Annotated in this window: 30 protein-coding genes; 14 read left to right on the top strand and 16 right to left on the bottom strand. The window is 57.7% G+C overall.

What is annotated here, in order from left to right; genetic code table 11:
• Positions 1-144: 144 nt before the first annotated feature.
• The 4 genes from ACMGGU_RS08885 to ACMGGU_RS08870 all read left to right on the top strand — a co-directional run bounded on the left by ACMGGU_RS08885 (position 145) and on the right by ACMGGU_RS08870 (position 5022).
• Positions 145-1797 (top strand): MFS transporter, encoded by a 1653-nt coding sequence (locus ACMGGU_RS08885; protein ID WP_045910485.1) that lies wholly within the window; start codon positions 145-147, stop codon positions 1795-1797.
• 22 nt (positions 1798-1819) lie between these two features.
• The gene (locus tag ACMGGU_RS08880) at positions 1820-2899 is read left to right on the top strand and encodes an HlyD family secretion protein (protein WP_262749551.1); all 1080 of its coding nucleotides are present in this window, start codon (positions 1820-1822) and stop codon (positions 2897-2899) included.
• A complete protein-coding gene (locus tag ACMGGU_RS08875; RefSeq protein ID WP_420300443.1) occupies positions 2899-4278 on the top strand; it encodes an efflux transporter outer membrane subunit in 1380 nt (459 codons plus the stop codon). The genes ACMGGU_RS08880 and ACMGGU_RS08875 overlap by 1 nt, the downstream gene beginning before the upstream one ends.
• A gap of 84 nt (positions 4279-4362) precedes the next feature.
• The gene (locus ACMGGU_RS08870) at positions 4363-5022 is read left to right on the top strand and encodes an O-methyltransferase (protein WP_223540455.1); all 660 of its coding nucleotides are present in this window, start codon (positions 4363-4365) and stop codon (positions 5020-5022) included.
• An 81-nt stretch (positions 5023-5103) separates the two neighbouring features.
• Here the strand turns inward: ACMGGU_RS08870 and hrpA are convergent, their stop codons facing one another.
• The gene (gene hrpA / locus ACMGGU_RS08865; protein WP_248221346.1) at positions 5104-9006 is read right to left on the bottom strand and encodes an ATP-dependent RNA helicase HrpA; all 3903 of its coding nucleotides are present in this window, start codon (positions 9004-9006) and stop codon (positions 5104-5106) included.
• Positions 9007-9211: 205 nt separating this feature from the next.
• Between hrpA and azoR the strand changes: the two genes are divergently transcribed.
• Complete coding sequence (azoR, locus tag ACMGGU_RS08860) at positions 9212-9817, top strand: FMN-dependent NADH-azoreductase (RefSeq protein ID WP_008502313.1); 606 nt, start codon at positions 9212-9214, stop codon at positions 9815-9817.
• Between the two features lie 89 nt (positions 9818-9906).
• On the top strand, positions 9907-10593 hold the full coding sequence (locus ACMGGU_RS08855) for an RluA family pseudouridine synthase (protein ID WP_420300442.1): 687 nt from the start codon (positions 9907-9909) through the stop codon (positions 10591-10593).
• Positions 10594-10600: 7 nt separating this feature from the next.
• Here ACMGGU_RS08855 and ACMGGU_RS08850 read toward each other — a convergent pair whose 3' ends face one another.
• The gene (locus ACMGGU_RS08850) at positions 10601-11140 is read right to left on the bottom strand and encodes a DUF2058 domain-containing protein (RefSeq protein ID WP_420300441.1); all 540 of its coding nucleotides are present in this window, start codon (positions 11138-11140) and stop codon (positions 10601-10603) included.
• A gap of 253 nt (positions 11141-11393) precedes the next feature.
• Between ACMGGU_RS08850 and ACMGGU_RS08845 the strand changes: the two genes are divergently transcribed.
• Both ACMGGU_RS08845 and ACMGGU_RS08840 read left to right on the top strand, forming a co-directional pair.
• Positions 11394-12368 carry a DUF1852 domain-containing protein gene (locus tag ACMGGU_RS08845; protein WP_048030569.1) on the top strand — a complete coding sequence of 325 codons (975 nt, stop codon included), beginning with the start codon at positions 11394-11396 and terminating at the stop codon, positions 12366-12368.
• Positions 12369-12391: 23 nt separating this feature from the next.
• Complete coding sequence (locus ACMGGU_RS08840) at positions 12392-13420, top strand: methionine synthase (RefSeq protein ID WP_262749542.1); 1029 nt, start codon at positions 12392-12394, stop codon at positions 13418-13420.
• A gap of 5 nt (positions 13421-13425) precedes the next feature.
• On the opposite strand, the gene ACMGGU_RS08835 is transcribed toward ACMGGU_RS08840, so the two are convergent.
• Positions 13426-14358: a LysR substrate-binding domain-containing protein gene (locus tag ACMGGU_RS08835; protein ID WP_420300440.1), complete on the bottom strand. Its 933-nt coding sequence runs from the start codon at positions 14356-14358 to the stop codon at positions 13426-13428.
• A 95-nt stretch (positions 14359-14453) separates the two neighbouring features.
• On the opposite strand from ACMGGU_RS08835, the gene ACMGGU_RS08830 reads away from it, so the two are divergent.
• The gene (locus tag ACMGGU_RS08830) at positions 14454-14888 is read left to right on the top strand and encodes a DMT family transporter (protein ID WP_045910475.1); all 435 of its coding nucleotides are present in this window, start codon (positions 14454-14456) and stop codon (positions 14886-14888) included.
• A 3-nt stretch (positions 14889-14891) separates the two neighbouring features.
• Positions 14892-15350: a DMT family transporter gene (locus tag ACMGGU_RS08825; protein WP_229225826.1), complete on the top strand. Its 459-nt coding sequence runs from the start codon at positions 14892-14894 to the stop codon at positions 15348-15350.
• 423 nt (positions 15351-15773) lie between these two features.
• Here ACMGGU_RS08825 and ACMGGU_RS08820 read toward each other — a convergent pair whose 3' ends face one another.
• From ACMGGU_RS08820 to ACMGGU_RS08785, 8 genes are read right to left on the bottom strand one after another with little or no spacing between them, the layout of a single operon-like run.
• Positions 15774-16301 (bottom strand): DUF3833 domain-containing protein, encoded by a 528-nt coding sequence (locus ACMGGU_RS08820; RefSeq protein ID WP_045910473.1) that lies wholly within the window; start codon positions 16299-16301, stop codon positions 15774-15776.
• Entirely contained in the window at positions 16298-16819 is a 522-nt protein-coding gene (locus tag ACMGGU_RS08815; protein WP_048030580.1) for a hypothetical protein, read from the bottom strand. Before ACMGGU_RS08815 ends, ACMGGU_RS08820 begins: the two co-directional genes overlap by 4 nt.
• Complete coding sequence (locus ACMGGU_RS08810) at positions 16816-17301, bottom strand: DUF2878 domain-containing protein (RefSeq protein ID WP_262789767.1); 486 nt, start codon at positions 17299-17301, stop codon at positions 16816-16818. The genes ACMGGU_RS08815 and ACMGGU_RS08810 overlap by 4 nt, the downstream gene beginning before the upstream one ends.
• On the bottom strand, positions 17298-18518 hold the full coding sequence (locus ACMGGU_RS08805; RefSeq protein WP_420300439.1) for a class I SAM-dependent methyltransferase: 1221 nt from the start codon (positions 18516-18518) through the stop codon (positions 17298-17300). Before ACMGGU_RS08805 ends, ACMGGU_RS08810 begins: the two co-directional genes overlap by 4 nt.
• Entirely contained in the window at positions 18515-19237 is a 723-nt protein-coding gene (locus tag ACMGGU_RS08800; protein WP_111966722.1) for a DUF1365 domain-containing protein, read from the bottom strand. Before ACMGGU_RS08800 ends, ACMGGU_RS08805 begins: the two co-directional genes overlap by 4 nt.
• A 1-nt stretch (position 19238) precedes the next feature.
• A complete protein-coding gene (locus tag ACMGGU_RS08795; RefSeq protein ID WP_420300438.1) occupies positions 19239-20498 on the bottom strand; it encodes an NAD(P)/FAD-dependent oxidoreductase in 1260 nt (419 codons plus the stop codon).
• Complete coding sequence (locus tag ACMGGU_RS08790; protein ID WP_420300437.1) at positions 20495-21214, bottom strand: SDR family NAD(P)-dependent oxidoreductase; 720 nt, start codon at positions 21212-21214, stop codon at positions 20495-20497. Before ACMGGU_RS08790 ends, ACMGGU_RS08795 begins: the two co-directional genes overlap by 4 nt.
• Positions 21211-21645 carry a nuclear transport factor 2 family protein gene (locus tag ACMGGU_RS08785; RefSeq protein WP_045910466.1) on the bottom strand — a complete coding sequence of 145 codons (435 nt, stop codon included), beginning with the start codon at positions 21643-21645 and terminating at the stop codon, positions 21211-21213. Before ACMGGU_RS08785 ends, ACMGGU_RS08790 begins: the two co-directional genes overlap by 4 nt.
• Before the next feature lie 261 nt (positions 21646-21906).
• On the opposite strand from ACMGGU_RS08785, the gene ACMGGU_RS08780 reads away from it, so the two are divergent.
• Entirely contained in the window at positions 21907-22104 is a 198-nt protein-coding gene (locus ACMGGU_RS08780; RefSeq protein ID WP_008502331.1) for a hypothetical protein, read from the top strand.
• A 1-nt stretch (position 22105) separates the two neighbouring features.
• Positions 22106-22894: a hypothetical protein gene (locus tag ACMGGU_RS08775; protein WP_420300436.1), complete on the top strand. Its 789-nt coding sequence runs from the start codon at positions 22106-22108 to the stop codon at positions 22892-22894.
• On the opposite strand, the gene ACMGGU_RS08770 is transcribed toward ACMGGU_RS08775, so the two are convergent.
• The 4 genes from ACMGGU_RS08770 to ACMGGU_RS08755 are packed head-to-tail and all read right to left on the bottom strand — an operon-like array spanning position 22875 to position 24865.
• Positions 22875-23387, bottom strand: coding sequence for a GNAT family N-acetyltransferase (locus ACMGGU_RS08770; RefSeq protein ID WP_420300435.1), 513 nt, complete (start codon positions 23385-23387; stop codon positions 22875-22877). The two genes, ACMGGU_RS08775 and ACMGGU_RS08770, sit on opposite strands and share 20 nt — an antisense overlap.
• 18 nt (positions 23388-23405) lie before the next feature.
• Complete coding sequence (locus tag ACMGGU_RS08765; protein WP_028015889.1) at positions 23406-23810, bottom strand: VOC family protein; 405 nt, start codon at positions 23808-23810, stop codon at positions 23406-23408.
• Positions 23811-23840: 30 nt separating this feature from the next.
• Complete coding sequence (locus ACMGGU_RS08760; protein WP_021241367.1) at positions 23841-24473, bottom strand: TetR/AcrR family transcriptional regulator; 633 nt, start codon at positions 24471-24473, stop codon at positions 23841-23843.
• A complete protein-coding gene (locus tag ACMGGU_RS08755; RefSeq protein WP_023292497.1) occupies positions 24470-24865 on the bottom strand; it encodes a DoxX family protein in 396 nt (131 codons plus the stop codon). Before ACMGGU_RS08755 ends, ACMGGU_RS08760 begins: the two co-directional genes overlap by 4 nt.
• Before the next feature lie 172 nt (positions 24866-25037).
• Here ACMGGU_RS08755 and ACMGGU_RS08750 point away from each other — a divergent pair, with 172 nt between their 5' ends.
• Positions 25038-25595 (top strand): histidine phosphatase family protein, encoded by a 558-nt coding sequence (locus ACMGGU_RS08750; RefSeq protein WP_420300434.1) that lies wholly within the window; start codon positions 25038-25040, stop codon positions 25593-25595.
• A gap of 111 nt (positions 25596-25706) precedes the next feature.
• On the opposite strand, the gene ACMGGU_RS08745 is transcribed toward ACMGGU_RS08750, so the two are convergent.
• Positions 25707-26285, bottom strand: coding sequence for a TetR/AcrR family transcriptional regulator (locus ACMGGU_RS08745; protein WP_420300433.1), 579 nt, complete (start codon positions 26283-26285; stop codon positions 25707-25709).
• Positions 26286-26389: 104 nt separating this feature from the next.
• Between ACMGGU_RS08745 and ACMGGU_RS08740 the strand changes: the two genes are divergently transcribed.
• Complete coding sequence (locus ACMGGU_RS08740; RefSeq protein WP_021241363.1) at positions 26390-26857, top strand: DUF1348 family protein; 468 nt, start codon at positions 26390-26392, stop codon at positions 26855-26857.
• The last annotated feature ends 18 nt before the right edge of the window (positions 26858-26875 follow it).

The raw sequence follows: 26875 nt of genomic DNA, 5'->3' as shown, positions 1-26875 counted from the left end.
TCCTGCGGGCCGCTCTTTTTCCTTAAATTTCCCTTCACCATTTGATTAACATGCGTAAATCATATTCACTTGAATTATCATTTGCGGGAGTCGTAGAATCGCTAGCCCGCTAATTATTCAATCATTTCTAAGGTAAACGACGTTATGCGCCTGCCCGAACGCGACCCTTATGCTCCTCGCGAGTGGCAGCCACATGAGAAACCCGCCCTGTTGGGTTCGCCCTCCACGCCCGAACACAGTACGCCAAAACGCATTGCCTACGGCGTCGTGGGCCTGCTGGTCTGCCTGACGGGGGCGCTGGGGAATGCGGTGGTGACCGCCAACCTGCAAAATTTGCAGGGGACTTTCGGGGCCTGGTCCACCGAAATCGCCTGGCTGCCCGCGGTCTATGTGATGACCAACATCTCCATCAACCTGCTGCTGGTGAAATTCCGCCAGCAGTACGGTTTGCGCGCCTTTACGGAAGGTTTTCTGGTGCTGTACGTACTGGTCACCTTCTTCCATCTTTTCGTAAACGATCTCAGCTCGGCGCTGATGGTTCGCGCCGCGCACGGCATGGTGGCCGCCGCGCTCAGCTCGCTGGGGATTTACTATCAAATCCAGGCCTGGCCTGCGAAGCACCGCCTGAAGGCGCTGACCATCGGCATCACCGGATCGTCGCTCGCCATCCCGCTGGCCCGCCTGTTTTCGACCGAGCTGCTGCAGCTGGACGAGTGGCGCGGGCTCTATTTCTTCGAGCTGGGGCTGGCGCTGATCTCCCTGGCCTGCGTGATAGCCTTAAAACTGCCGCCGGGCGACCGGCGCAAGGTCTTCGAGAAAAAAGACTTTATCACCTTCTTTTTAATGGCTCCCGGGATGGCCCTCCTCTGCGCCGTGCTCTCTTTAGGCCGTCTGGACTGGTGGTTCGAAGCGCCGTGGATCGGCTGGTCGCTGGCGCTATCGCTGGTACTGATTGTCGCAGCCATCGTCTTTGAACATAACCGCAGCAACCCGCTGCTGAACACCCGCTGGCTGTCGAGCGGCAGCATCGTCCGCCTGGGGCTAATTATGCTGCTGATCCGAATCGTGCTGGCCGAGCAGAACACCGGCGTCATCGGCTGGCTGCAGTATGTGGGCTTACAGAACGAGCAGATGACGCACCTGGCGTGGTCTATTTTCGCCGGGATCGTCTGTGGGATCGTCACCAGCTGTCTCACCATCAAGCCAACGAAACTGGCGTGGCCAATCATCACGTCTCTGGCGCTGATGATTGTTGCCTCGCTGCTGGACAGCCAGTCCAACAACCTGACCCGTCCGGATCAGCTGATGGTAAGCCAGTTCCTGCTGGGCTTCGGCAGCGCCTTCTTCCTGGCGCCCGCTATGCTGGCCGCCATTGGCGGGGTGATCGCCGACCCGCGTAACCTGGTCAGCTTCTCGGTAATGTTTGGCATGAGCCAGAACCTCGGTGGCCTGCTGGGCTCCGCGATCCTCGGCACCTTCCAGACCTGGCGCGAGAAGTACCACTCCAGCCTGTTGGCGGACCAGCTCACCACGCTCAACCCGCTGGTCAACGAGCGAATTCAGCTTTATACCCAAATGTACAAAAGCCTGATTGGCGACAGCGCGCTGCTGGGTACCCAGGCGATAACGCAGCTACAAACGGTCACCGCGCTGGAGGCGAATATTCTGGCTTACAACGATACTTATCTGCTGACGGCGAGCATCGCTGCCGCCACGCTGGTCTGGATTTTATGGCGCTTGCTGCGCCTGCGCATCACTGCCCGTCTGGCGCTGAAGAACGCCACCGGCAACAAATAATTGAAAGAGTTCTGGAGAGTTTATGAGTCAGCAGGATGCCGCCAAAGAGCAGGCCAACACCCGCAAAAATGTGCGCATTGTTTCCGTTTTCACCGCCGCAGCCATCGGTATCGTCGGCGTACTGGTGATCCTTTATGCGTGGCAACTGCCGCCGTTCACCCGTCACGCGCAGTTTACCGATAACGCCTACGTGCGCGGCCAGACGACGTTTATCAGCCCGCAGGTGAACGGCTATATCACCGAGGTGAAGGTTCAGGACTTTGAGCAGGTCAAAAAAGGCGACCTGCTGCTGCAGATTGATGACCGTATCTACCGTCAGCGTGTGCACCAGGCCGAGGCGCAGCTGGCGATGAAAATTGCCGCCCTGAATAACAACCTGCAGCAGCGTAAAAGCGCCGAAGCAACGATCGCCAAAAATGACGCTGCGCTGAAAAATGCCCGCGCCCAGAGCCTGAAAAGCCAGGCGGATTTAAAGCGGGTGAAAGAGCTGACGGCGGACGGCTCGCTTTCCATTCGCGAGCGCGACGCCGCGCTGGCCAGTGCCGCTCAGGGTAGCGCCGACATCGACCAGGCGAAAGCCGCGCTGGAGATGTCGCGTCAGGATCTGCAGACGGTGATTGTGAACCGCGGTGCGCTGGAGGCGGATGTCGAAAACGCCAAAGCGGCGCTGGAGCTGGCGCAGATTGACCTGCAAAACACCCGCATTGTGGCGCCGCGTGACGGTCAGCTCGGCCAGATCGCCGTGCGTCTCGGGGCCTACGTGACCGCCGGGACGCACCTCACCACCCTGGTGCCGCCGCAGCACTGGGTCATCGCCAACATTAAAGAGACCCAGCTCGCGGAGCTGCGCGTCGGTCAGCCGGTGAAATTCACCGTTGATGCCCTGAACAACAAAGCGTATCAGGGACGCGTGGAGAGCATCTCCCCGGCAACCGGCGTGGAGTTCAGCGCCATCACGCCGGACAACGCCACAGGCAACTTTGTCAAAATAGCCCAGCGTATTCCGGTGCGCATTGAGGTGCTCGGTAAGCCAGAAGACTCCGCGCTGCTGCGTCCGGGGATGTCGGTACAGGTGACCATTGATACACGGGAGGCGAAGTAATGATCCTTCGCCCGATAGCCGTGCTGGTGGCGGTGGTCATGCTGGCCGGATGCCAGTCCGTTGACGTCAAGCCAGCGCAGTCGACGCTACACATCCCCACCCAGTGGCGCACCGTCTCCGGCCCTGCCAGCCCGACGGAGCAGCTCTGGTGGCGTAATTTCCATGACAACCACCTGAACCGCTATGTGGACCAGGCGCTACAGCATAACAGCGACGTGCTGATCGCCCGCGAACGAATTAACGAGTATCAGGCGCGGGTCTATGTGGCCGACGGTAGCCTGTTTCCCTCGCTTGAAGCGGGCGTAACGGGGACGCGCGCCCGTTCACAATCCGCTGCGACCGGGCTGCCGGTTTACGGCACATTGTACAAAGGGAGCCTGACGGCAAGCTATGACGTGGATATCTGGGGCGTCAACCGCAGCACCTCGCGCGCTGCCGAAGCCTCGCTGGAGGCGCAAAAAGCCGCCGCCGCGGCCGCGGATTTGACCGTTGCCTCCTCCGTTGCCTCCGGCTACGTCACCCTGCTCTCGCTTGACGAACAGCTGCGCGTGACCGAGTCCACGCTGAAATCGCGCGAGGAGGCCTTTAACCTCGCGAAACGTCAGTTTGAGACGGGCTACAGCTCGCGCCTGGAGCTGATGCAGTCGGATTCCGAACTGCGCTCAACGCGGGCGCAGGTGCCCGTGCTGCAGCACCAGATTGCACAGCAGGAGAATGCCCTGAGCCTGCTGCTGGGAAGCAACCCCGGCGACGTGGCGCGCAGCGCAAGCTTCGCGGCACTGACGCCGCTGACGCTGCCGTCGCAGCTGCCTTCTGCGCTCCTGAACCGCCGCCCGGATATCGTCCAGGCCGAACGCCAGCTGGTGGCGGCGGATGCCTCGCTCGCGGCGTCGCGCGCCAGCCTGCTGCCGTCGATCAACCTGACCGCCAGCGGATCGGTTCAGGATCGCACCCTATCCGGCCTGCTGGACAACCCGCTTCAACTCTGGAGCGTCGGGGGCAGTATTCTCGCCCCGCTGCTGAACCGCCAGGCGCTGAATGCGCAGGTGGACATTTCCCAGTCCCAGCGTAACCAGGCGTTGTACGCCTATGAAAAAACCGTGCGTAACGCGTTTGCCGAAGTGAACAACAGCCTTGATGCGATAAGTCGCTATCAGGAACAGCTGACGGAGCTGCTTGCCCAGCAGGATGTGGCGCAGGAGACGCTGCGCATTGCGCAGAATCGCTATCGCAACGGTTATTCCTCCTATCTTGACGTGCTGGACGCGCAGCGCACGCTGTTCTCGGTCCAGACCAGCGTCGTGCAGGTGAAAAATAACCTGCTGCTGGCGCAGATTGATTTGTATAAAGCGCTGGGCGGCGGCTGGGTCAATGTCTGAAGGCGCTTAACGGGCCTGGATTTCGTCACGTAGGCCGGGTAAGGCGCAGCCGCCACCCGGCGATTCCCCCTCAGGAGACAATCTATGCAACAACAGTGGTCTGCAGTTGATAATTTCATGATTTCTTCGCTGATTCCTGACGATGACGTACTGCATCAGGTGCTGGAAAACAACAAACGCGCCGGACTACCCGAACACGATGTCGCGGCCAATCAGGGGCAGCTGCTGGCGCTGTTCGTGCGCATGACGCAGGCAAGACGCATTCTTGAGATTGGGACGCTGGGTGCCTACAGCTCAATCTGGATGGCGCGTGCGCTGCCGCCGGACGGTAAGCTGATTACGCTTGAGGCCGATCCGACGCATGCCGGGGTTGCCCGCCAGAATATTCACCTCGCGGGGCTAGACGAACGTATTGAATTAATTGAAGGCCCGGCCCTGAGCTCGCTGGAGAATTTCGGTGAGGTTCCGCCGTTCGACCTGATCTTTATTGATGCCGATAAGCCAAACAATCCCGGCTATCTGGAATGGGCGCTGCACTACTCCCGCCCCGGCACGGTAATTATCGGCGATAACGTGGTTCGTGACGGCGAGGTAATCAACGGGGAAAGCGACGACGCGCGCGTGCTGGGCGTGCGGCGTTTTATTGAGATGATGGGGGATAACCCGCGCTTAACCGCCACCGCGCTGCAAACGGTGGGGATTAAGGGTTGGGATGGGTTTACGCTGGCGATTGTAGAACGATAACCAGCCGGGTGGCGGCTACGCCTTACCCGGCCTACCCGTTCTCCCGTAGGCCCGGTAAGCGCAGCGACACCGGGCAAGGGTTTAACCGGAAATCTGCTCCATCGCCTGCAGGATACGCTTATCCGAAATCGGATACGGCGTACCGAGCTGCTGGGCAAAGAAGCTGACGCGCAGCTCCTCGATCATCCAGCGGATCGCCTGCACGTCTTCATCGTCGCGGCGCGCTGGCGGCAGCTTGTTCAGCCACTGCTGCCACGCCTGCTGCACGCTCTCCACTTTCAGCATCTGCGCACGGTCGCGGTGCGGGTCGATAGCCATTTTCTCCAGCCGTTTTTCAATCGCCTGCAGATAGCGCAGCGTATCGCCAAGACGATTGAATCCGTTGCCGGTGACAAAGCCGCGGTAAACCAGCCCCGCCATCTGCGCCTTCACGTCAGACAGCCCCAGCGCCATGGTCATATCCACGCGCCCTTTCAGACGCTTGTTGATATTGAACACGGTGGTGAGGATCTGCTCGACCTGTTTGGCAATCTCCACCACGGTGTCGTTCAGCTCCGCGCGCACCTTTTCATGCAGCTGGGCAAAGCCCTCTTCCGTCCAGACCGGGCCGCCCGCCTCGTGGATCAGTTTGTCCACGCCGCAGGAGATGCAGTCGTCAATCAGATCCAGCACTTTGCCGTACGGGTTAAAGTAGAGCCCCAGCTTGGCCTTGTTCGGCAGCTTCTCATGCAGATACTTGATCGGCGACGGGATGTTGAGCAGCAGCAGGCGACGCAGCCCGCGCCACATCATCTGCTGCTGTTCCTGCGGGTTATCAAACAGTTTGATCGCCACGCTGTCGCGCTCGTCCACCAGCGCAGGCCAGGCTTTCACCTTATAGTTGCCGCGCTTCTGCTCGTAGCTTTCCGGAAGCTGGCCAAAGCTCCAGATGTGCAGCCCGCTCTGCTCGATGCCGTCGTCGGCCACCGCAGACAGCGTCTCCTGGACTTTGCCTTTCAGCGCCTCTTTCAGCTCGCTCAGGGAACGCCCTTCCAGCAGCTTTTTATTTTTATCGTCCACCACGCGGAAGCTGATTTTCAGGTGATCGGGCACCTGATCCCAGTTCCAGTCGTCGCGGTCGATGGTCGTTCCGGTCATTCGGCGGAACTCACGCTCCAGCGCGTCCAGCAGCGGCAGCTCCAGCGGTGTGACGCGGCCCAAAAACGCTTCCGCGTAGTTTGGCGCAGGCACAAAGTTGCGGCGAACCGGTTTCGGCAGGGATTTGATCAGCGCAATCACCAGCTCGCGACGCAGGCCGGGGATTTGCCACTCGAACCCGCTCTCATCCACCTGGTTTAACAGCGGCAGCGGAATGTGGACGGTCACGCCGTCCGCGTCTGCCCCCGGCTCAAACTGATAGGTCAGACGCAGCTTGAGGTTGCCCTGATGCCAGAAGTTCGGGTAGTCGAGTTTGCTGACCGACTCCGCGCCTTCTTTAATCAGCATGCTCTTTTCAAAGTTGAGCAGGTCCGGCGTCTCTTTGCTGGCCTTCTTCCACCAGCTGTCGAAATGGCGAGCGGAGATGACGTCGTGGCTGATGCGCTGGTCATAAAACTCGAACAGCGCTTCATCATCCACCAGAATGTCGCGGCGGCGCGATTTATGCTCCAGCTCTTCCACTTCAGCACGCAGCTTCAGGTTTTCACGGAAGAAGGCGTGGCGCGTCTGCCAGTCGCCCTCCACCAGCGCGTGGCGGATAAACAGCTCGCGGCACAGGGCCGGATCGATCTGACTGTAGTTGACCTTACGCGCGGCGACGACCGGCAGGCCGTAAACGGTCACTTTTTCGGTCGCCATCACCGCGCCCTGCGCGCGCTCCCAGTGCGGTTCACTGTACGAGCGCTTAAGCAGATGCTGCGCCACCGGCTCCACCCATTCCGGATCGATACGCGCGGCAATGCGTCCCCACAGGCGGCTGGTTTCCACCAGCTCCGCGACCATGGTCCACTTTGGCGGCTTCTTGAACAGGCCGGAACCGGGGAAGATAGAGAAACGCGCATTACGTGCGCCGGTATATTCCTGCTTCTCCGCGTCCTTCATGCCGATGTGCGACAGCAGGCCGGTCAGCAGCGCGATATGGATTTCGCGGTACTCCGCCGGTTCGCTGTTGACCGGAATGCCCAGCTCTTTCACCACCTGGCGAAGCTGGGTGTAGATATCCTGCCACTCGCGCACGCGCAGGTAGTTGAGGAAATCTACGCGGCACTGACGGCGGAACTGATTCGAGGAGAGCGCCTTCTGCTGCTCGCCGAGGTAGTTCCACAGGTTCACAAAGGCGAGGAAATCGGACTCTTTGTCGTGGAAGCGACGGTGCTTTTCGTCCGACGCCTGCTGTTTGTCCATCGGACGCTCGCGCGGATCCTGAATGGAGAGCGCCGAGGTAATGATCATCGTCTCGCGCACGCAGCCGTGTTTTTGCGCTTCCAGCACCATGCGTGCCAGACGCGGGTCGACCGGCAGCTGGCTGAGCTGGCGACCCAGCGGCGTCAGCTTGTAGACCGTCGCCTGCTCGTCGGTGGTGATCGCCCCGAGCTCTTCCAGCAGACGCACGCCGTCCTGGATATTGCGTTTGTCCGGCGCCTCGACGAACGGAAACGCCGCGATGTCGCCCAGCCCCAGGGCGGTCATCTGCAGGATAACGGACGCCAGGTTGGTGCGCAGAATTTCCGGGTCGGTAAACTCCGGGCGCGACAGGAAATCGTCTTCGGAATAGAGACGAATACAGATCCCTTCCGACACGCGGCCACAGCGGCCCTTACGCTGGTTAGCAGACGCCTGCGAAACGGGCTCAATCGGCAGCCGCTGGACCTTGGTACGGTAGCTGTAGCGGCTGATGCGCGCCGTCCCCGGATCGATCACATATTTAATGCCCGGCACGGTGAGCGAGGTTTCCGCCACGTTGGTCGCCAGGACGATGCGGCGTCCGCTGTGCGGCTGGAAGACGCGGTTCTGTTCGCTATTGGACAGGCGGGCGTACAGCGGCAGGATCTCGGTGTGGCGCAGGTCGCGCTTGCTGAGCGCATCGGCGGTATCGCGGATTTCGCGTTCGCCGCTCATGAAGATCAGAATGTCGCCCGCGCTTTCGTTACCCAGCTCGTCAACGGCATCAAAAATGGCCTGCAGCTGGTCGCGCTCGGTATCATCCGCCTCTTCCACAATCGGGCGATAGCGCACTTCCACGGGATACGTGCGACCTGACACCTCGATAATCGGCGCATTGTTGAAGTGCTTCGAGAAGCGCTCCGGGTCGATGGTCGCGGAGGTGATGATCACTTTCAGATCCGGGCGACGCGGCAGCAGTTCTTTCAGGTAGCCGAGCAGGAAGTCGATGTTCAGGCTGCGCTCGTGCGCTTCATCAATGATGATGGTGTCATACTGCATCAGCAGGCGATCCTGCTGGATTTCCGCCAGCAGAATACCGTCGGTCATCAGTTTGACCATGGTGTTGTCGCTAACGTGATCGCTGAAACGGACCTTGTAGCCGATGCAGCCGCCCGGCTCCGTCTGCAGCTCTTCGGCAATACGGTTGGCAACGGTGCGCGCCGCCAGACGACGCGGCTGGGTGTGGCCAATCAGGCCTTTGATCCCGCGGCCCAGCTCCATACAGATTTTCGGCAGCTGGGTGGTTTTCCCCGAACCGGTTTCACCCGCGACAATCACCACCTGGTGGTCGCGGACGGCCTCAAGAATGTCCTGTTTCTTCTGGCTGACGGGCAGGTTTTCCGGGTAGGTAATCGCCGGGCGCGCAGCTTCGCGCAGCACAACCTTCCCTGCTGCCTGTTCAATCTCTTTCGCCATCTCCTGGTAAATGGCCTGTTGTGCATCAGGATTTTTAACCTTCTTGACGCCGTGCAGACGGCGGGCGAAGCGCTGTTTGTCGCGCAGCGTCAGAGAATCGAGCTGTTGCAGGAGCATCGGGAAGGTGAATTTTTGTTGTTCTGTCATAGCGTTAAAGGGCCGTACACGCCCTGATAAACTCTCTTTTTAATGATTGCTATAGAGTACCACACTGACGCCTTTCGCGCCTTATTCAAAAAATTCGAACATAGGCTTCGATATATTGCGCTATCTCTGTGGCAGGATTGTGAATAGAGTGTCAACAAGCAACGGGGCAACCCCCTTCAATCAAATGCAACAACAGGAATCACCCATGAGCAAAGTATTAGTTTTGAAATCCAGTATTCTGGCAGGGTACTCTCAGTCTGGTCAGCTGTCTGATTACTTCGTTGAACAGTGGCGTGAACAGCATTCTGCGGACGAAATCACCGTGCGTGACCTGGCTGCAAACCCAATTCCTGTGCTGGATGGCGAGCTGGTTGGCGCGCTGCGCCCAAGCGATGCACCGCTGTCTCCACGCCAGCAGGAAGCCCTGGCCCTGTCCGACGAGCTGATTGCTGAGCTGCAGGCGCATGACGTTATCGTCATCAACGCCCCAATGTACAACTTCAACATCCCAACCCAGCTGAAGAACTACTTCGACCTGGTGGCGCGCGCTGGCGTAACCTTCCGTTACACCGAGAACGGCCCGGAAGGTCTGGTGAAAGGCAAGCGTGCGATCGTACTGACCAGCCGTGGCGGTATCCATAAAGACACCCCAACCGACCTGGTTGCGCCGTACCTGAGCCTGTTCCTGGGCTTCATCGGCATCACTGACGTGAACTTCGTGTTCGCGGAAGGTATCGCTTACGGTCCTGAAGTGGCGACCAAAGCGCAGACCGACGCGAAAGCCGCCATCGACAGCCTGGTTGCAGCGTAAGACTTCACCCTCTCACCGCCCGGTGGGAGGGTTTTTCTTTTCCCCGCATTTCGTTATCATCCGCTCCCACTCTCCAGCCGGGCGGCCTGATGTCTGCGATTATTGATTCTTTTATTGCCCCACCGTGTCACGATGACATTCAGATCCTCTGGCAGGATGAACATCTGCTGCTGATCGACAAGCCTTCCGGCCTGCTCAGCCTCTCGGGCAAAAATCCGCAAAACCTTGATTCCGTCCATTATCGTCTGGTTCAGACGTTCCCGGGCTGCACGCTGGTGCACCGTCTGGATTTTGGTACGTCCGGGCTGATGGTAGTTGCGCGTAATAAGGCCATCAACGCGGCACTGTGCCAGCAGTTTAGCCAGCGCAACGTGGAGAAAGTCTACTGCGCCCTGCTTTGCGGCCACGTGAAAAATGATGAAGGGGTTATTGATGCGCCGATTGCCAAAGACCCGGCGCTGTTCCCGCTGATGTCGATCTGCGCCATTACCGGTAAACCCGCCCGCTCCCGCTACCAGGTTGTGGAACGGTTTTATCAGGGGGCGGGATTACCGTTAACGCGGGTGAAACTGATCCCGGAGACCGGGCGAACCCATCAGCTGCGTATTCACTGCCAGCAGCTGGGACACCCGATTCTGGGCTGCGATCTGTATGGCGGTCTTGACGTGCCGGGTGCTGAGGAAACGCCCCGGTTGATGCTGCATGCCTGCGAGCTGAATTTTATTCATCCCGTGAGCGGCGAGCCGGTTAACGCCCGTCACGCCGCCCCGTTCTGAACGCGGTTTACCACATCAAATCGTCAGGGATTTTGAAGTCCGCGTACGGATCGTCTTCGTCCTGCTCTTCCTGGCTGAGCGCCCTGTTTAACACGATGCTGTCGGCATCGCGCTGGGCAATTTTATCGGCCACCACTGCCGGAATGATCGCGTAGTCGCAGTCACCGTTAGCATTGAGCACCAGGCGCGCAATCGCCAGACGGCCGTTGATCAACTGAGCCTGGGTTTGTTTGTCCACCTCGATTTTCTTGATCACATTGCCGTCGGTGAAGTTAAAGGTGATGTTGCCTTTCGCCACGGTGATGCGGTTCATCTCAATCAGCTGCTTCACCTGCGCCTTAAACTCTTTCGCCAGTACGGCCTGCTTCTGCTGCTCGCTCAGCAGCTTATCACGCTCGATCTGCGCCTTCTTGTTCTCTTCTACCGCTTCCCGAGCCTCACGCGCCTGAACGCGTGATTTCTTTGCCGTACGCTGCACTTTCGCCGCTTTCTTGCTGCTGACGAGGCCCGCTTTCAGCATCTGCTCTTGTAAGGTGAGTTTTGTCATGATTGTTTCTAAACCGGTTGGAAATTTTGGGGATTATAGCGGGAATTGAGGAAAGAGTGCGACATTAGCAGAATCGTAGGCCGGGTAAGCGCAGCGTCACCCGGCAAGAAGGCAGCGACACCTCAAGCGTTACACTTCATGAACTTCCCTCATGTTGCATTGAAATTAAGTCACTTCCCCTGCGCCACGGGCTCAGGCATAAATTATGCATTGGTAACTTCTTAGCAACATGAACTTAGGATGCATAACCACAATGAGCAAAGCTTTCACATATACCCTTAAGCGCAGTTGCTTCGATGAGAATTACAACCCGTCAGAAAATACGCGTACGACCACCAACTTCGCCAACCTGGCCCGCGGGGAAAAGCGTCAGGAAAACCTGCGCAATACGCTGGTGATGATCAACAACCGCTTTAACGCTTTAGCGCGCTGGGATAACCCAAACGCCGATCGCTATGCGGTTGAGCTTGAAATCATCTCTGTCGATTTGAATATTGGCGCGGAAAAGCCGTTCCCGGCCATTGAGATACTGCAAACCACCATTGTCGACAAGAAAAACAACCAGCGTATCCCTGGCATCGTCGGGAATAACTTCTCGTCTTACGTGCGGGATTATGATTTCAGCGTCCTGCTGCTGGAGCACAACAAGAACCAGCAGCACTTCAGCATTCCGGAAAAATTTGGCGAACTGCACGGCAATATCTTCCGCCATTTTGTGAGTTCACCGGAGTACAAAGAGAACTTCACAAAAGGACCGGTGATTTGCCTGAGCGTCTCCAGCAAAGATACCTATCGCCGCACCGGTAATCAGCACCCCGTGCTGGGCGTTGAGTACCAGCCGGATGGCGAATCGCTCACGGAACAGTACTTCGCGAAGATGGGCCTTAACGTGCGCTACTTCATGCCGGAACATAGCGTGGCGCCGTTCGCGTTCTTCTTTACCGGGGATTTATTGAGCGACTACACCGATCTGGAACTGATCGCCACCATCAGCACGATGGAGACGTTCCAGAAGATCTATCGCCCGGAAATTTATAACGCCAACTCGGCGGCCGGACTGTGCTACCGACCGGATCTGAACCAGCAGGATCACTCATTAACCAAAATTGTGTATGACCGGGAAGAGCGAAGCCGTCTGGCGATTGAACAGGGTCGATTTACCGAAGAGTACTTCATTAAGCCTTACAAACACATTCTTGAGCAGTGGTCTGATAACTACACGCTTTAATACATCAAAAAAGGTCTTTTATTATGAAAACATTGCTCCCGACTTCAACGGCTGGCAGCCTGCCAAAGCCGACCTGGCTTGCGCAACCTGAAACGCTATGGTCACCCTGGAAATTGCAGGATCAGGAACTGCTGGCGGGCAAGCAGGATGCGCTGCGCCTGTCTCTGGATGAGCAGATCCGTGCGGGAATCGATATCGTCAGCGACGGGGAACAGACCCGCCAACACTTCGTCACCACCTTTATTGAACACCTGAACGGCGTCGATTTTGAGAACCGCCAGACGGTGCGCATTCGTAACCGCTATGACGCGAGCGTGCCTACCGTGGTCTCCGCCGTCGCGCGCCAGAAACCGGTCTTCGTCGACGATGCAAAATACCTGCGCCAGCTCACGGACAAGCCGATCAAATGGGCCCTGCCGGGGCCAATGACCATGATCGACACCCTGTACGACGCGCACTATAAAAGCCGCGAAAAGCTGGCCTGGGAATTCGCCAAAATCCTCAACCAGGAAGCGCGAGAGTTAGAGGCCGCAGGCGTGGATATTATCCAGTTCGATGAACCGGCGTTTAACGTCTTTTTTGATGAGGTCAACGACTGGGGCATCGCCGCGCTGGAGCGCGCCATTGAAGGGCTGAAGTGCGAGACCGCGGTCCACATCTGCTACGGCTACGGCATTAAGGCCAATACCGACTGGAAAAAGACGCTCGGATCCGAGTGGCGCCAGTACGAAGAGGCCTTCCCTAAGCTGCAGACCTCTAACATCGACATCATTTCCCTGGAGTGCCACAACTCCCGCGTGCCGATGGATCTGCTTGAGCTGATCCGCGGCAAGAAAGTGATGGTTGGCGCGATTGACGTAGCAACCAACACGGTTGAAACGCCAGAGGAAGTGGCCGATACGCTGCGTAAAGCGCTGCAGTTTGTCGACGCCGACAAGCTGTATCCGTCAACCAACTGCGGCATGGCTCCCCTCTCCCGTCAGGTGGCCAACGGCAAGCTGAGAGCCTTAAGCGCGGGCGCGGAGATTATCCGCAAAGAGCTTGGCGCGTAATCCCCTTACCTTTGCCAGTAAAGCGGCGTACCAAAACGCTCGACGTAATAATCAATCACCGCCCTGACGTTCAGGGGCGGATGTCGGGCATCGGGGTAGATCGCCGCGATCGCCTGCTGTTCCGTATTGATGGCACACTCCAGCGTGGGCAGGAGCGGAATCAGCTCACCGCGCTGGAGCGGCTCGCTCACCAGCCAGTCCGGGAACAGCACAATCCCCATCCCGCCCCGCGCCGCAGCCAGCAGCGCTTCCGCATTATTCGAGGTCATCAATGGCGTCACGGGATAGTGCATCCACGCCTCGCCCGCACTTCGCAACAGCCAGCGGTTAGGCCCTGACGATCCACGATAGACAAGACAGTGATGGCGATTCAGATCGTCCGGCCCTTCAGGCGCACCGTGTCTACGCACGTAATCTGGCGACGCGGCCAGATGATACACCTGCTGCCCGAACACCCGCGCCCGAAACGAGGAGTCCGTCAGCACGCCAATGCGGAAGATAAGGTCTGCCGCATCCCGGTGGGGGTCAATAAAATCATCGGTCAACGTCAGCTCTACGTTCAGGCGAGGATAGCGTTCTGACAGGCCGGGAAGTCCTGGAGCTATATGCTTCTGGCCGAAAAATACCGGTCCGTTAATGCGGATCGCACCGGACGGTTCCACCGCACGCGCGTCCAGCTCCCGGCGCGCCTCTTCCAGGTTTTCCGCCATTGACCGGGCGTAACGGATAAACAGATGACCGCTTTCCGTGGGAATGACGGCCCGCGTATTGCGATAGAAAAGCTGCTGCCCGAGCGCATCCTCAAGCTGGTGGATCACACGCGATATCTGCGAGGCCGATATCCCCTGTCGTCGCGCCACGACGGAGAAGTTCTGCGCTTCATACACGTCGATAAAGATCAGCAGCGCGCGGATGTTGATGTTGCTGGCGTCAACCATTAATGCATTTCTCGCAAAGGTGTTTACTGCATTATGGCATTTTTCTCATTGAACAACCCACGTAATCTTCTTCGCCTGAAAACGGAGGAAGAAGAATGCAGTTTGTTTTGATTTTACTGGTGATTGCTGGCGGGATGGGCCTCTCCGTCGAGGCGGGCCTGCTGGGACCGCTGGGGGGAAAGGTCGGGGATTTATGGGCGACGTTCAGCATTTTCGGCGTCGGTGCCGCGCTAACGTTTCTGCTGATGCTGTTTTTCAGCCCGCGCAACAGTCCGTCGTTTTTCGCACAGCCCGGCTGGCAGCTGCTCGGCGGCGTGCTCGGTCCGGTATATGTGGTCATCCTGACCGTGGCGACACCCACCATCGGCATCGCCATGACCATGATTGGCATTCTGGCCGGCCAGGTCTTTAAAAGCCTGATCATTGATCATTATGGTCTGCTGGGTTCGCCGCACAGGAAGATAAACGCAAAGCGCATTATTGCACTGGGGTTCATTATTGCGGCACTGGTTCTGGTCGCGCAGGGGTAACGTATGACACTGATTATGATTCTTCTGGCCGTCTGCGGCGGCGCAACGCTGAGCATTCAGGCTGCCATTAACGGCCAGCTCGGCAGCAGCGTGGGGGTATTTAAAAGCGCGTTTCTGACCTTCTCCGTCGGCGCGCTGGTGACAGCCCTGCTGATTTTCTTCTTTGAGCCTAAGCAGGCCGTCAGCCTGCTGGACGTGCCGAAATGGCAGCTTCTCGGGGCAATGTTTGGCGTGCCTTATATTGTGATTATGGTCGTGGCGGTGCAGCGCATCGGCACCGCCGTCGCGACGGTGGCGGTCATCTTTGGCCAGCTCGCCATGAGCATGTTGATTGATCACTTTGGCTGGCTGGGTAACCCCGCCATTCCCTTTTCAACGAGTCGTCTGGGGGCGGTAGTCTGCCTGGGGATTGCGCTTGTCTTTATTTACTCGGGTAGTAAAACCCGCACCGACAGGACATGAGATCGCATCTTTCGGACTGAGGGCTCCCCAGAAAATTTTTACCGAAAGCGATTAAGTTTTTTTAAAGTGAAGCAATTACTTGCAGCCATGCCCTGGTCCGGCTGTAAATCGCCGAAGCGTTTCCGTAAGGCCGGGGCGAGGCGCAGGGATGCGCCGAGAGGGCGTGGCCTGCAGGGATGCAGGCTCATGCCCGACCCGATAGCCTGAAGGAATAAGCTGAGGGTACCGCGAAGCGGCGATTTACCGCCGGGAGCCCGGGTCGCCAGGGTGGTGGCGACTGAGCCACCCTGGCACGTTCACCGGTCATGTCGTTACAGAGTAGCAAGGAACATAAAGTGAACGGAAATACCACCTTAGCCGTATGTTCCCCTCACCCTAACCCTCTCCCCATAGGGGCGAGGGGATTGTTCACTGCTCGTATCATCACTCTTTACGGGTAAAGAACAGCGTCACCGTGGCGACGGTGACGCCCAGTTTCTTCATCTCGGTTTTATTAAACAGATGGTTCTCATCCTGCAGGTACATCCAGTCGTCAAAGTTCAGTAGCCAGGTGCTGCCGTTGGCCTTCACGTTCATGCTGTAATGCCAGTTGAACGCGTTGCCTGCGGCCTGCCCCGTCGCTACCCCTTCGATATCCCCCGCCGTGCCCTCATAGCGATCGTTCCCCAGGCGCCGGATATGCCAGACTCGCTGCTGCTTCTCGCCGTCGTCGTAAACGAAGTGCTCGTTCAGGGTCAGCGTATCGCCGATAACGTCCCCGGCAATCTCAACGTGAAAACGTCGGATCTGCTTGCCGCTGCGATCCTGCACCATCCCCCACGCTTCGGTTTTGCCCTGGAAGAAGTGGAAGATATCCAGCCGCGGCTGCTGGTGGCGGTACTCGGTCACCTCTGTGCTACAGCCCGCCAGCAGCATCGTTAATGCCAGCACCATCATCAGGAAACGTTTCATTTTTGGCCTCCGATTAACTGCTGACGCAGCTCAGGATATTGCGTACGGGGAGCCAGCCAGATGGCCAGAAAACGGGTACTGAACGCTTCTGACTGGCGTGGTCCCAGGGGAATAAAGGTTTTCTGAAGGGTCGGATCGCGGTACCAGAACTGCCCCTGCTGGTCATCAAGGACAAACGCCAGCTGTGAGCCCGGTCGAACATCCGGCCACAGCGACCGGAGCATCCGCAGCCAGGCTTCGCTTTGCGGTTCCTGCGCCAGGATCCCCTGCGCCTGCCACTGGTCGCGGGTCGCCTCGACCAGCTCATCGCGATCGATGTCGCGCGCATAGGTAATTATCAGCGCCTGATCCTGGTTCTCCCGACCGTAACGCCCGTCCGGCGTACGCAGCTGGGAGGTATAGACGGTGAACGGCCCCCAGGTGAGCGTGGCATCACCCACCTTACGCCACGCCAGCCAGTCGGCGGCCTGGGCCGCAGGCATGGCGATCAGCCAAAGCAGCAAAATCGCAGCTCTCATTTTTGTCTCCCCATCAACAGGTGGAAAAACAGCATCAACACCAGCCAACCCGGCGCCATCCAGCTGACGACGATAAAAGTCGGCTCCAGAAATGTGATGGCATCCAGCCGCTCGCCAATCAGGTACGCCACCGGGCCTCCCACGGCGGCCAGCAGGGTCAGCAGCCAGCCGGGCAACGTGGTGGTGCGCGTAAGCTGCGTCCAGACGGTGGCGAACATCAGCCACAATGCCACCATCCATAGCGGCATCAGGGAGTCGCCCGTGAAGGCTATCAGTCCCGTCAGCGCCCAGAGCGTATCCAGCAAACTGCCTGCCGCGGCCAGCCCGATGGCGTAAAAACGGTATACAGACGGCAAGAGCAGGCACGCCAGGATCGCCAGCGCGAGCCAGATAATCAGGCCCTTTTCGCGAAAGAGCACCACCAGCGTCCAGTAAAGATCGAACGCGACGGCCAGCAGAAAGACCTGAAGATATCGTTTCATACGCGCTCGGCGGTCAGCTGCACCACGCTGATGGTGCGGGCGTTAAACCCGGCTTCGCAGTAGCCAAAGTAGTACAGCCACATGCGGCGAAACCGCTCATCAAAGCCGAGCTTTTCAATCTCCTGCCAGGCGTGGACAAAGCGCTGTCGCCAGTGCGCCAGCGTGCGGGCGTAGTCCGGCCCCATGTCGAACAGATTGCGCACCACGAAATCGGTGTGGCGCGTCATCAGATCGTTCATCGCGGTGATGCTCGGCAGGAAGCCGCCGGGGAAAATGTAGCGCTGGATAAAATCGACGCTTTTGCAGTAGTCGCGATAGCGCTGGTCCTGAATGGTGATGGCCTGAATCGCCATGCGTCCTCCCGGGCGCAGCCGCGCCTGGCAGGTACGGAAGAACGTGGGCAGATAGCGCTGCCCGACGGCTTCGATCATCTCTATCGAGACCAGCTTGTCGTACTGCCCGGTGAGGTCGCGATAGTCGCAGAGCAGCACATCGACACGATCCTGCAGTCCGGCGCGGGCGATCCGCTCTGTCGCCCAGACGTATTGCTCCTGCGATAGCGTGGTGGTGGTCACCCGACAGCCATAATGACGGGCCGCGTATTCCGCCATAGCCCCCCAGCCAGTGCCAATTTCCAGCAGATGATCGCCCGGCGTCAGCGCCAGCTGTTCGCACAGACGCGCCATTTTGGCCTGCTGGGCCGCCGTGAGATCCTGCTCGTCCTCTGTAAACAAGGCGCTGGAATAGAGGAGCTCCTTATCCAGAAAATGGGCATAGAAGGTGTTACCCAGATCGTAATGGGCGGCAATATTTTCACGCGCCTGCGCGCGAGAGTTTCGTCGCGTCCAGTGGCGTAGCCGCTCCAGCGGCCTGCCGAACAGACGGAACCCGTTTTCCAGACGGCCAAGCACCTCGCCGTTGAGCGCCAGAAGTTCCAGTAGCGGCGTAAGGTGCGTAGTTTCCCATTCGCCGTCTATCCAGGCTTCTGCCGCGGCAAGGCTCCCGCCCGTTAAGACGCGCCAGTAGACGGTGGGCGTGAGGATCTGCACGTCGGCATGCAGCGTGGAGGATGTCTCGCCAAAATGGAAGGTCTGCGCCCCTTCTCGCAGCGTGAGCGAGCCGCCGCGGATACCGCTTAACAGACGAAAAAGCAGCCAGCGCGCAAGGCGCACGTTGCGCGGGATATCGGGTTCTAACGCAAAGACGGGATCGGTCATGAGCGTTCACTCCTGCTGACGGGATGGTTATACAGCGGCACGCGCTTGAGCCACAGGCGCAGCGCCTGCCAGTAAATGGCGAAAACGGTTTTCAGGGTCATAAGCGGGATGCGCAGGAGCAGCGAACGCAGCGCGGGGCGCGTCAGAGGCTCCCGGCGCAGCGCCAGCGTGGCGTCGAACACCTTCGCCTCCTGATGATTTTCAATGTGCATATGCAGCGTGTTATCCGGGTCGTTGAAGCGCCAGTGGTAGATCATGTCCATCGGGTTGAAGGGGGAAACGTGAAACGCTTTTTCCGTAGGCTGGGCATGTTGCCCGTCGACCGCGTAATAATGACGTTCGTTCCACGGCGTGTTGCGGACCTCCGCCAGCAGCCAGCGCAGGATTCCCCTCCCGTCATAGCAGTAGTAAAAGTTGACCGGATTGAAATGAAAGCCGAAATAGCGCAGCTGCGTCAGGAGCATGACCCGCCCGTCCGGACGTTCCCCGGTCAGGCTCTCCAGCCTGCTCAGCACGTTCTCTTTAAGCGGCGTGCCGAGCGGATAGTCCGCGTCATGGAAAGAGGCGGCAGCAAAGCGATTGCGCCGCACACCGACGGACGAGAGCAGCGGCAGCTCATCGAGATCCAGCCAGGCCATAAACACGCTGTAGCGAAATTCATGGGTTTTCGGCTGCAGGCGGCGGTGGCGTAATACGCCGTGGTAAAGGCAGCTGTTCATCTCAGTTCCCCTCCCCGGCCGCTATCGCATTGACCACGTCCAGCGCGCTGCGCACCCCGTCCTCATGAAAACCGTTGTACCAGTAGGCTCCGCAGAACCAGCTCCGCCGGTGGCCGTTGATCTCGCCGCGCCGCGCCTGCGCCTGCCAGCTTTGCGGGTTAAACAGCGGATGCTCATAAACGAAGCGTTGCAGAACAAAGCGCTCATCAACCGGCGCGTCCGGGTTCAGGGTGACGCAGAACAGCGGGCTGCCCGCAGGCAGCCCCTGCAGGATATTCATGTTGTAGGTGACACAGGCGCTGGCCTGCGCCTGCTCGCTCAGGCGGTAGTTCCAGCTCGCCCAGGCGCGCGGCCGCACCGGCAGCCAGCGCGGGTCGCTGTGCAACACAACCTCGTTGCGCTGCCAGCCGATATCGCCCAGCACCTCGCGCTCTGCGGTGGTCGGGTCGTCAAGCATGGCCAGCGCCTGAGCGGAGTGGCAGGCAAATATCACCTGATCGAAGGTATGGCTGCCGTTTTCGAGCTGGAGCGTGACCCCGCGCTCGTGGCGGCTCACCCGCTGAACCGGCGAATTGAGATGCAGCGTCAGCCGATCCCCCAATTTGTCCCGCATCGCGCGGATATACTCCCGCGAGCCGCCCGGCACCACGTACCACTGCGGGCGATGAGTGATATCAAGCAGACCGTGGTTTTGGAAGAAACGTAAAAAGAGCGGCAGCGGGAAGCGCGTCATCTCCTGCAGCGACGATGACCAGATGGCGGCCCCCATCGGCAGAATGTAGTGGCGCGCAAAAAACGGCGTGAAGCCGTGCTGGTCCAGAAACGTCTGCAGCGTGGCGTTCGGATCCACTTCCCCGTCCAGCGCCTGTTTTGCCAGACGGTTAAAGCGAACGATCTCGCCCAGCAGCCGCCAGAATGCCGGATTCACCAGGTTTCGACGCTGGGCAAACAACGACGTCAGCGTGTGGCCGTTGTACTCAAACCCCGTCGCGGGGTCGTGCACCGAAAAGCTCATCTGCGTTTTTTGCCCGCTGATGCCCAGCTCGCTGAGCAGGCCCATAAAGCGCGGGTAGGTACGGTCGTTGTAGACGATAAACCCGGTATCGATCGCGTATGTACCCTGTGGCGTCGTCACGTCAACCGTTGCGGTATGGCCGCCCGGCGTCGATCCCGCTTCAAACAGGGTCACCTGATGGTGTCCGGCCAGGCGCCAGGCGCAGGTCAGCCCGGCAATGCCGCTGCCGATAATCGCAATTTTCATGAACGCACCATCCTGCGCAGCAGCGTGCGCTGAAGAAACGCAGGCAGCCCGGAAAGCAGCCGCAAAATGAAGCCAAACCCGGACGGAAACGCGATGTGCATTTTCCCGGCCGCCAGTCCGATACGGATCGCCTTGACCGCCTCGTCGACGGTCACCCTGCCCGGCATGGCAAAATCGTTTTTTTGCGTCAGGGGCGTATCGACAAAGCCCGGAGAGACAACCGTGACGGCAATCCCTTTTGGCTCCCAGTCCAGGCGCAGGCTCTCGGCAAACCAGCTCAGCGCCGCTTTGGACGCGCCGTAGGCCTCTGCACGGGGAAAAGGCAGCCAGTGCGCCATCGAACTCACCAGCACCACACGGTTACCGGCAACCAGCTGCGATTGTAGCGCCTCAAGGCAGTTCACCGGCCCAAGGAAATTGGTGTTCATGACCCGCTCCACCAGCGCCGCATCCACCACGCCACCGTCGAGGTATTCGCAGGTACCCGCGCAGAGAATGATCAGGTCGGCGTGGCTGCCGGTCAGCGCCTGGCGACAGGCGTCCCTGTCCGTCATATCGAACAGGCGCACGGTGAGATTGGGGCAGATCTGATGCAGCGCTTCCAGACGCGCTGGATCGCGCCCGCAGGCAATCACATGGTAGCCGTCAGCAGAGAAGGATTTCGCCAGCCCGGCGCCAATCCCCGAGCTTGCGCCGGTAATCAACACCGTCTTCATGATTTTACCCTCCGCTTCACGCCGCGAACCGCCCAGCCCAGCAGAGGAAGATGTTCGTAGATCATCTCTCCCGCATCGTAGTAGTCCCGCTGGCGCGTGATGAGATCGTTTTCCGTCTCCACCACCGAGCACCCCGGCAGATCGAGCGGTTCGCCTCCGGCAATGCGCGGATGCGACCAGTGCATCACCCAGGTGACAACAAATCGGTTCCCGCTGCACAGCGGCGGATCGATAGAAAAACGGCAGTTCTCGACGTTGGCCAGCAGATGGGTGAAATAGCGCTGAAGCGCAAAAATACCGTTGTGCTCACCGAAGGGATCGATAAGCGTGGCATTCGAATGATAAAGCCCCGCCAGCGCGGACGGCGGCTGGCTATCCAGTGCGGCGTAGTACTCGACAAACCGACTCACGACAGAGGGCAAAGTGCTCATGGGTCACATCCTGGCTGTAAACAACGTGGCGTAATCGCATAATTAAAACTTACACAATTAACGTTATTTGTCCAAGTTTGTGCGAATTTATTTTTTATTACTCATAAATATCAATAGGTTGAAATCTCATTCACTTGAAGGTTTTGTAGGCCGGGTAAGGCATAGCCGCCACCCGGCTTTCACTTACTTTCAGGTTATCCTTAAGGCAAATTCAGCGGTCATCTTCCAGGCTTATCCTTTTTATTCATAAGGATGCCTGACATGAAACGTTTCTTTCTCTCCCTGTTCTCAAGCCCGGAATCCTTACTGCAGGTGATGAGTCAGCAGGAAATTATTGAAGCCGTGGAAGATGGCGACCGCATCATCATCGACCAGGACGGGAACGCCTCGGTGAACTACAAGAGCAACGAGGTGCGGCAGGACTTTCTGCGTCACGTTAACGCGCTGAAGAGGGCCTGATATGGGAACGGCGATATTTATGGTGCTGATGGTCTGCGGGTACTGGTACACCAGCCGCGACCTGTCGACCCGCTTTAAAATCAAGCGTTCCTTCGGCTGGGATGTCTATTTTCTCGTTGCGCTTTACGGCTGTATTTTCGTTCTGCAGGGGGTGATTGCCACGGGGTTGCTCTGGCTGCTGCTGCTTAGCCTTTCCGCCGCCAACAACGCTTTCCACTTTGCCTCACCGAAATACACAGACTGGCAAATCGACTTTATGAACTGGAGTTTCTTAGGCATTCAGGCGCCGGTGGTGGTAATGCTGGCGTTTGCCATCCTGTTTTGTCTCTACCGGTCTAACTGGGCAGGCAGCGCCAGGCTGGACGGCGAGAGCCGGAAAAAGCTCTACAAACGGCTTGCGCAGGCGAGCGGGATCGAGCAACTGCTCTATCAGTGTATGGAGCAAGGCGAGCTGGCGCAGGTCACGCTCCGCTCGAGGCGGATATACGTGGGTATGATCCACACCGCGACGCTGGAATATGAAAAAACGGCCAATATCGTGCTGATCCCGATGTTGAGCGGGTACCGGGACACGAAGACGATGAACCTGCGCATCGAGAATAATTACAGCCGGTGGTACGCCGAGCATGACATTACGCTCGACTCGGCCCCCCGCAGCGCCATGTCATTCCGCAAGGTGATTTTACTCAATCAGATTGAGAGCATCTCGCTGTTCGATCCCGCCAGCGCCAGCGCGCTGTCGCTGGCACAGCGGGACGAGAGCCCAGGCCCTAAAGAGACATCCCCATAATTCTGAGTATGCTCTGCTGTGAGGCTGTTTCAAAAAGGACGTTCTTAATGCAGAGCATGCCCTGCTTCTGGTAGAACCGGTACGCTCCTCCGTTCTGCTCAAGCACTTCCAGCCAGAGATAGTCCTTTCCCCTGCTCCGGGCCATGTCGATAATTTTATTGAACATGTCCTGACCATAGTTCTTGCCGGTCTCGGCAGGATCGAGGTTGAGCTTGTTGAGGAGAACGCCCCTCTTGTCCGTTTCTGGAAGCATGGCGTCCCAGGTCACTTTCATGAATCCCACTGGCCGATCGGTCTCTGCAACATACCAGGACACAGTGTTATCTATCAGGCTCTGTTCAAGTACAGAAACGGCGTACTCGCCGTCCAGAAAGGCCTTCATCTCGGCGTCGGATACCCACAGATGCTGAAAATGGGCGGGGTATATGCGGTATCCAAGTTCGCATACGAGCGCAGAATCGGCACCGCTGGCCTGTCGAATTCGAAGAGTCATGGAAGGTATCCCTGGCCATCACCCGCGTTGGGCATGTTGATAGAGGTCCCAGCGGTTGCCGTAAATATCTTCAAACACCACCACCATACCGTACTCTTCCTCACGAGGTTCTTCACAAAAATGAACGCCTTTTGCTTTCATGGCATGGTAATCGCGCCAAAAATCATCCGTCTGAAGGAACAGGAAAACTCGGCCACCGCATTGATTACCGATAAAACCTTCCTGCCTCTCGTTAGACGCACGAGCCAGCAAAATATTGCAGTCGCTTTCCGGGTTGGGTGAGACGACTACCCAGCGTTTCCCCGGTTGGGGCGTATCCTCTACAAGGGTAAACCCCAGCTTGTCGGTGTAGTATTCAATGGCACGATCGTAGTCATCAACCACAATAGCCACGCAGCCGAGGCATCGTTTCTGTGTTCTCATTTCCGTTACCTTTACTCTAAATGGTTATGCTCAGCGCTTTTCCACTGAATACGCGCACATAAAAACAGCGATCGCATGCGTAACCCGACGAGCAATTTCTTCATCAGATAAGCTTTTTCTGGCGCCAAGCTTTATCTCAAGGCTTGTCATCCCGAGCCATAACCCGGCCAGGTCGTCAGCTGCTTCGCGCGGGGAGCACGCGATCAGTAAGCCCTTTTCAACGGCTTCACCGATAATTGTCTCCAGCATCTGCTGCGCCCTGCCGGGACCTGCCGCATAAAAACGCGCGGGTAACTCCGGATGACGAATAGCGGCGGAGGCAATTAAGCGGTCCCAGCCCGTCAGCTCGCGCTGGTTGATGAAGCGGACAAAACGGTTGCCAAACGCGGTTAAGACCTCGGTCAACGACAGATGATGCCGCTCGGAAAAATCACTGTCACTGATGGTCAGATCCGATTCCTTACGGAGTACGGCCTCAACAAGCAGATCTTTATCCGCGAAATTGGCATAAAGCGTGGCTTTTGCCACCCCGGCAACGCGGGCAATTTCTTCCGTCGTGACATCGAGGCCTTTCTCGAGAAACAGGCTTCTTGCGGCCTGCAGTATCGCCTGCTCCTTTGACGGATCTTTTGGGCGGCCTTTCTGCCGAACCTTTTCTCTCATCGTTTACGACCTGACAAAAGCATGCTCATCATGAGCCCCCCGATAACGGTTATGTGTTCAAGCGCGATATGAAACTCCTGGGTGCGCTGGGGCTCGCTAAATTTCCAGAATGGATGCCCCACCGGAATGGTGAGTAATGTAAACACAATCAGCATTGCCGATCCAATCCATCCGTAGCCCGCAAAATTCGAAATCACCAGAGCAGAGCCTACAAGCTGACAGAGAATGGTGCCTGTCGCGAATAAGACGGGCCAGGGGAGACCCACGTCCACCATTTCCAGCACAATCTCTCCAAAGTTGAACAACCCGTAAAAGCCTGCCATCCAGAAGAAAAAGGTCAGTAAAATTCTTGAAAGACAGAGTGTTGTGATAGATGACGTGATTTTTGACACTGAATTATCTCTTTGATCATTTAAAAGACTGGCGAGTCTACTTATTAATTAACAGACCGACAAGTCTGATAAGTGCGATCAACGCCCTGAAACACCAAAACGGGTGGGTGAAAATCAGTGTGAGAACGCGCTAGTCTGCCTCTGGTGAATGGATGGTGAGCGATGAAGACATATGGAAATTATTTTGATGCGCCACGGCGACCCCGAATACAGGGGCGCGGGAAAGGTGTCGTACAGGGAAATGGTGGGATGGATCGACAGCTATAACCGCTCTTCAACGGGCCGCGACAGACCTTTGGAGATGGCTCAAATCCTCGCGTGCCGCGCGCTGACGTTTCTCAGCAGCCCTCTCCCGCGAGCCCTTTCATCATTGAAATCGCTGGGGTGTGAACCGGGCTTAATCGATGAGGTTTTTCGGGAAGCAGAGCTGCCGGTGTTCCGTATTCCGGGGTTACGGCTATCGCCTTTTTACTGGACAGCGCTGTTTCGCGTTCTTTGGCTCTGCGGCCTGTCTGGCGAGTCAGAGCGCGTAAGCGCCGCAAAAGAACGTGCCGTTAAGGCGGCAGAAATCCTGGTGAATGTAGCGAAGGACTCTGACGGACCCGTCTTGCTCATGGGGCACGGGGTCATCAACCGGTTCATTGCAAAAGAACTGATCGCATCAGGCTGGAAAGAACAGACTCGTCCGGGTAAGGGGTACTGGGGAGCGGGGGTTTACAGCATTGTATAGCGGCACATGCTGAGGCCGAGGATTGTTCATCCTCGGCGCACGCCAGCCGACTGTTACTCGCAAATGCTGAATGCACCTGTTAGCCCGTCTGGAGGACTAAGGGGATCCTCGCTAGCCCCCGATTAAGTCTGCCAGCGCCCTCTTCAACGACGTGATGACCTCATCCGTCTCCATGCCCATCTGCGCATGAATAATGGCGCCGTCAATGAGCAACATGATTTCATTGACGACGCGCTCATCCGCGATCGTCGTCAGCGACGCAATAATACTCTTTGTTTCGATTTTATGATCGCGGCATATCGCTTTTATTTCGCTTTCAATATCTTCGGATTTGGCTTCGGCGCTGGCATTAATAAACGCACAGCCGTGGAACTCGGGCGAAATAAACCATTCACAGAGCGTTGCAGAAATCGCATCAGCAGGTATTTCGCCTTCATCGAGATGTCGGCGCAGCGTGGATTCAAACCAGTTAATCCATATTTCATGCCGATAGTGCAAATAGGCGAGAATAAGTAAACTTTTGCTCGAAAAATGGCGATAAAACGTCACCTTCGTCACTTTCGCTTCTTTAATAAGCGTATCCACCCCCGTCGCCCTGAAGCCCGTGGAATAAAACAGATCGTGCGCCGTGAGTAATATTTTATCCCGGACGCTAATTTTTGTTTCGTTGCCTGCGTGTTCAGTTTTCATTTTTTCGACAGCCTCAAAAAGGGTGTTGACAGCGTTATTTTTCAGGCATAGATTACCCCAAGTAGACAGACCTGTCTACATAAAATCACACTGAGGTAACCGCCATGAACACACGTCCTCCTTTACCGCCCTTTACCCGTGAAAGCGCCATCGAAAAAGTCAGGCTGGCAGAAGATGGCTGGAACAGTCGCGACCCGGCGAAAGTCGCGCTGGCCTATACGCTGGATACCCAATGGCGCAACCGCGCAGAGTTCGCCACCAACCGTGAAGAGGCCCGGGCGTTTCTGGAGCGGAAATGGAAAAAAGAGCTGGATTATCGTCTGATTAAAGAGCTGTGGGCCTTTACGGATAACCGCATCGCGGTCCGCTATGCCTATGAATGGCATGATGATTCAGGAAACTGGTTCCGCTCGTACGGCAATGAAAACTGGGAATTCGACCCGGACGGCTTGATGAAGCGCCGCTTTGCCTGCGTAAACGATATGCCGATAAAAGAATCCGAGCGACTGTTCCACTGGCCGCTGGGCAGACGCCCGGACGATCACCCGTCGCTGAGCGATCTGGGCTTATAAGATTTTTACATCACTCCG

It is taken from the genome of Enterobacter sp. BNK-8, assembly GCF_048685095.1.
GTDB classification, from domain to species: Bacteria; Pseudomonadota; Gammaproteobacteria; order Enterobacterales; family Enterobacteriaceae; genus Enterobacter; species Enterobacter quasiroggenkampii.
The sequence above is the reverse complement of the archived record's forward strand: the minus strand, read 5'-3'. Positions and strand labels throughout refer to the sequence as shown.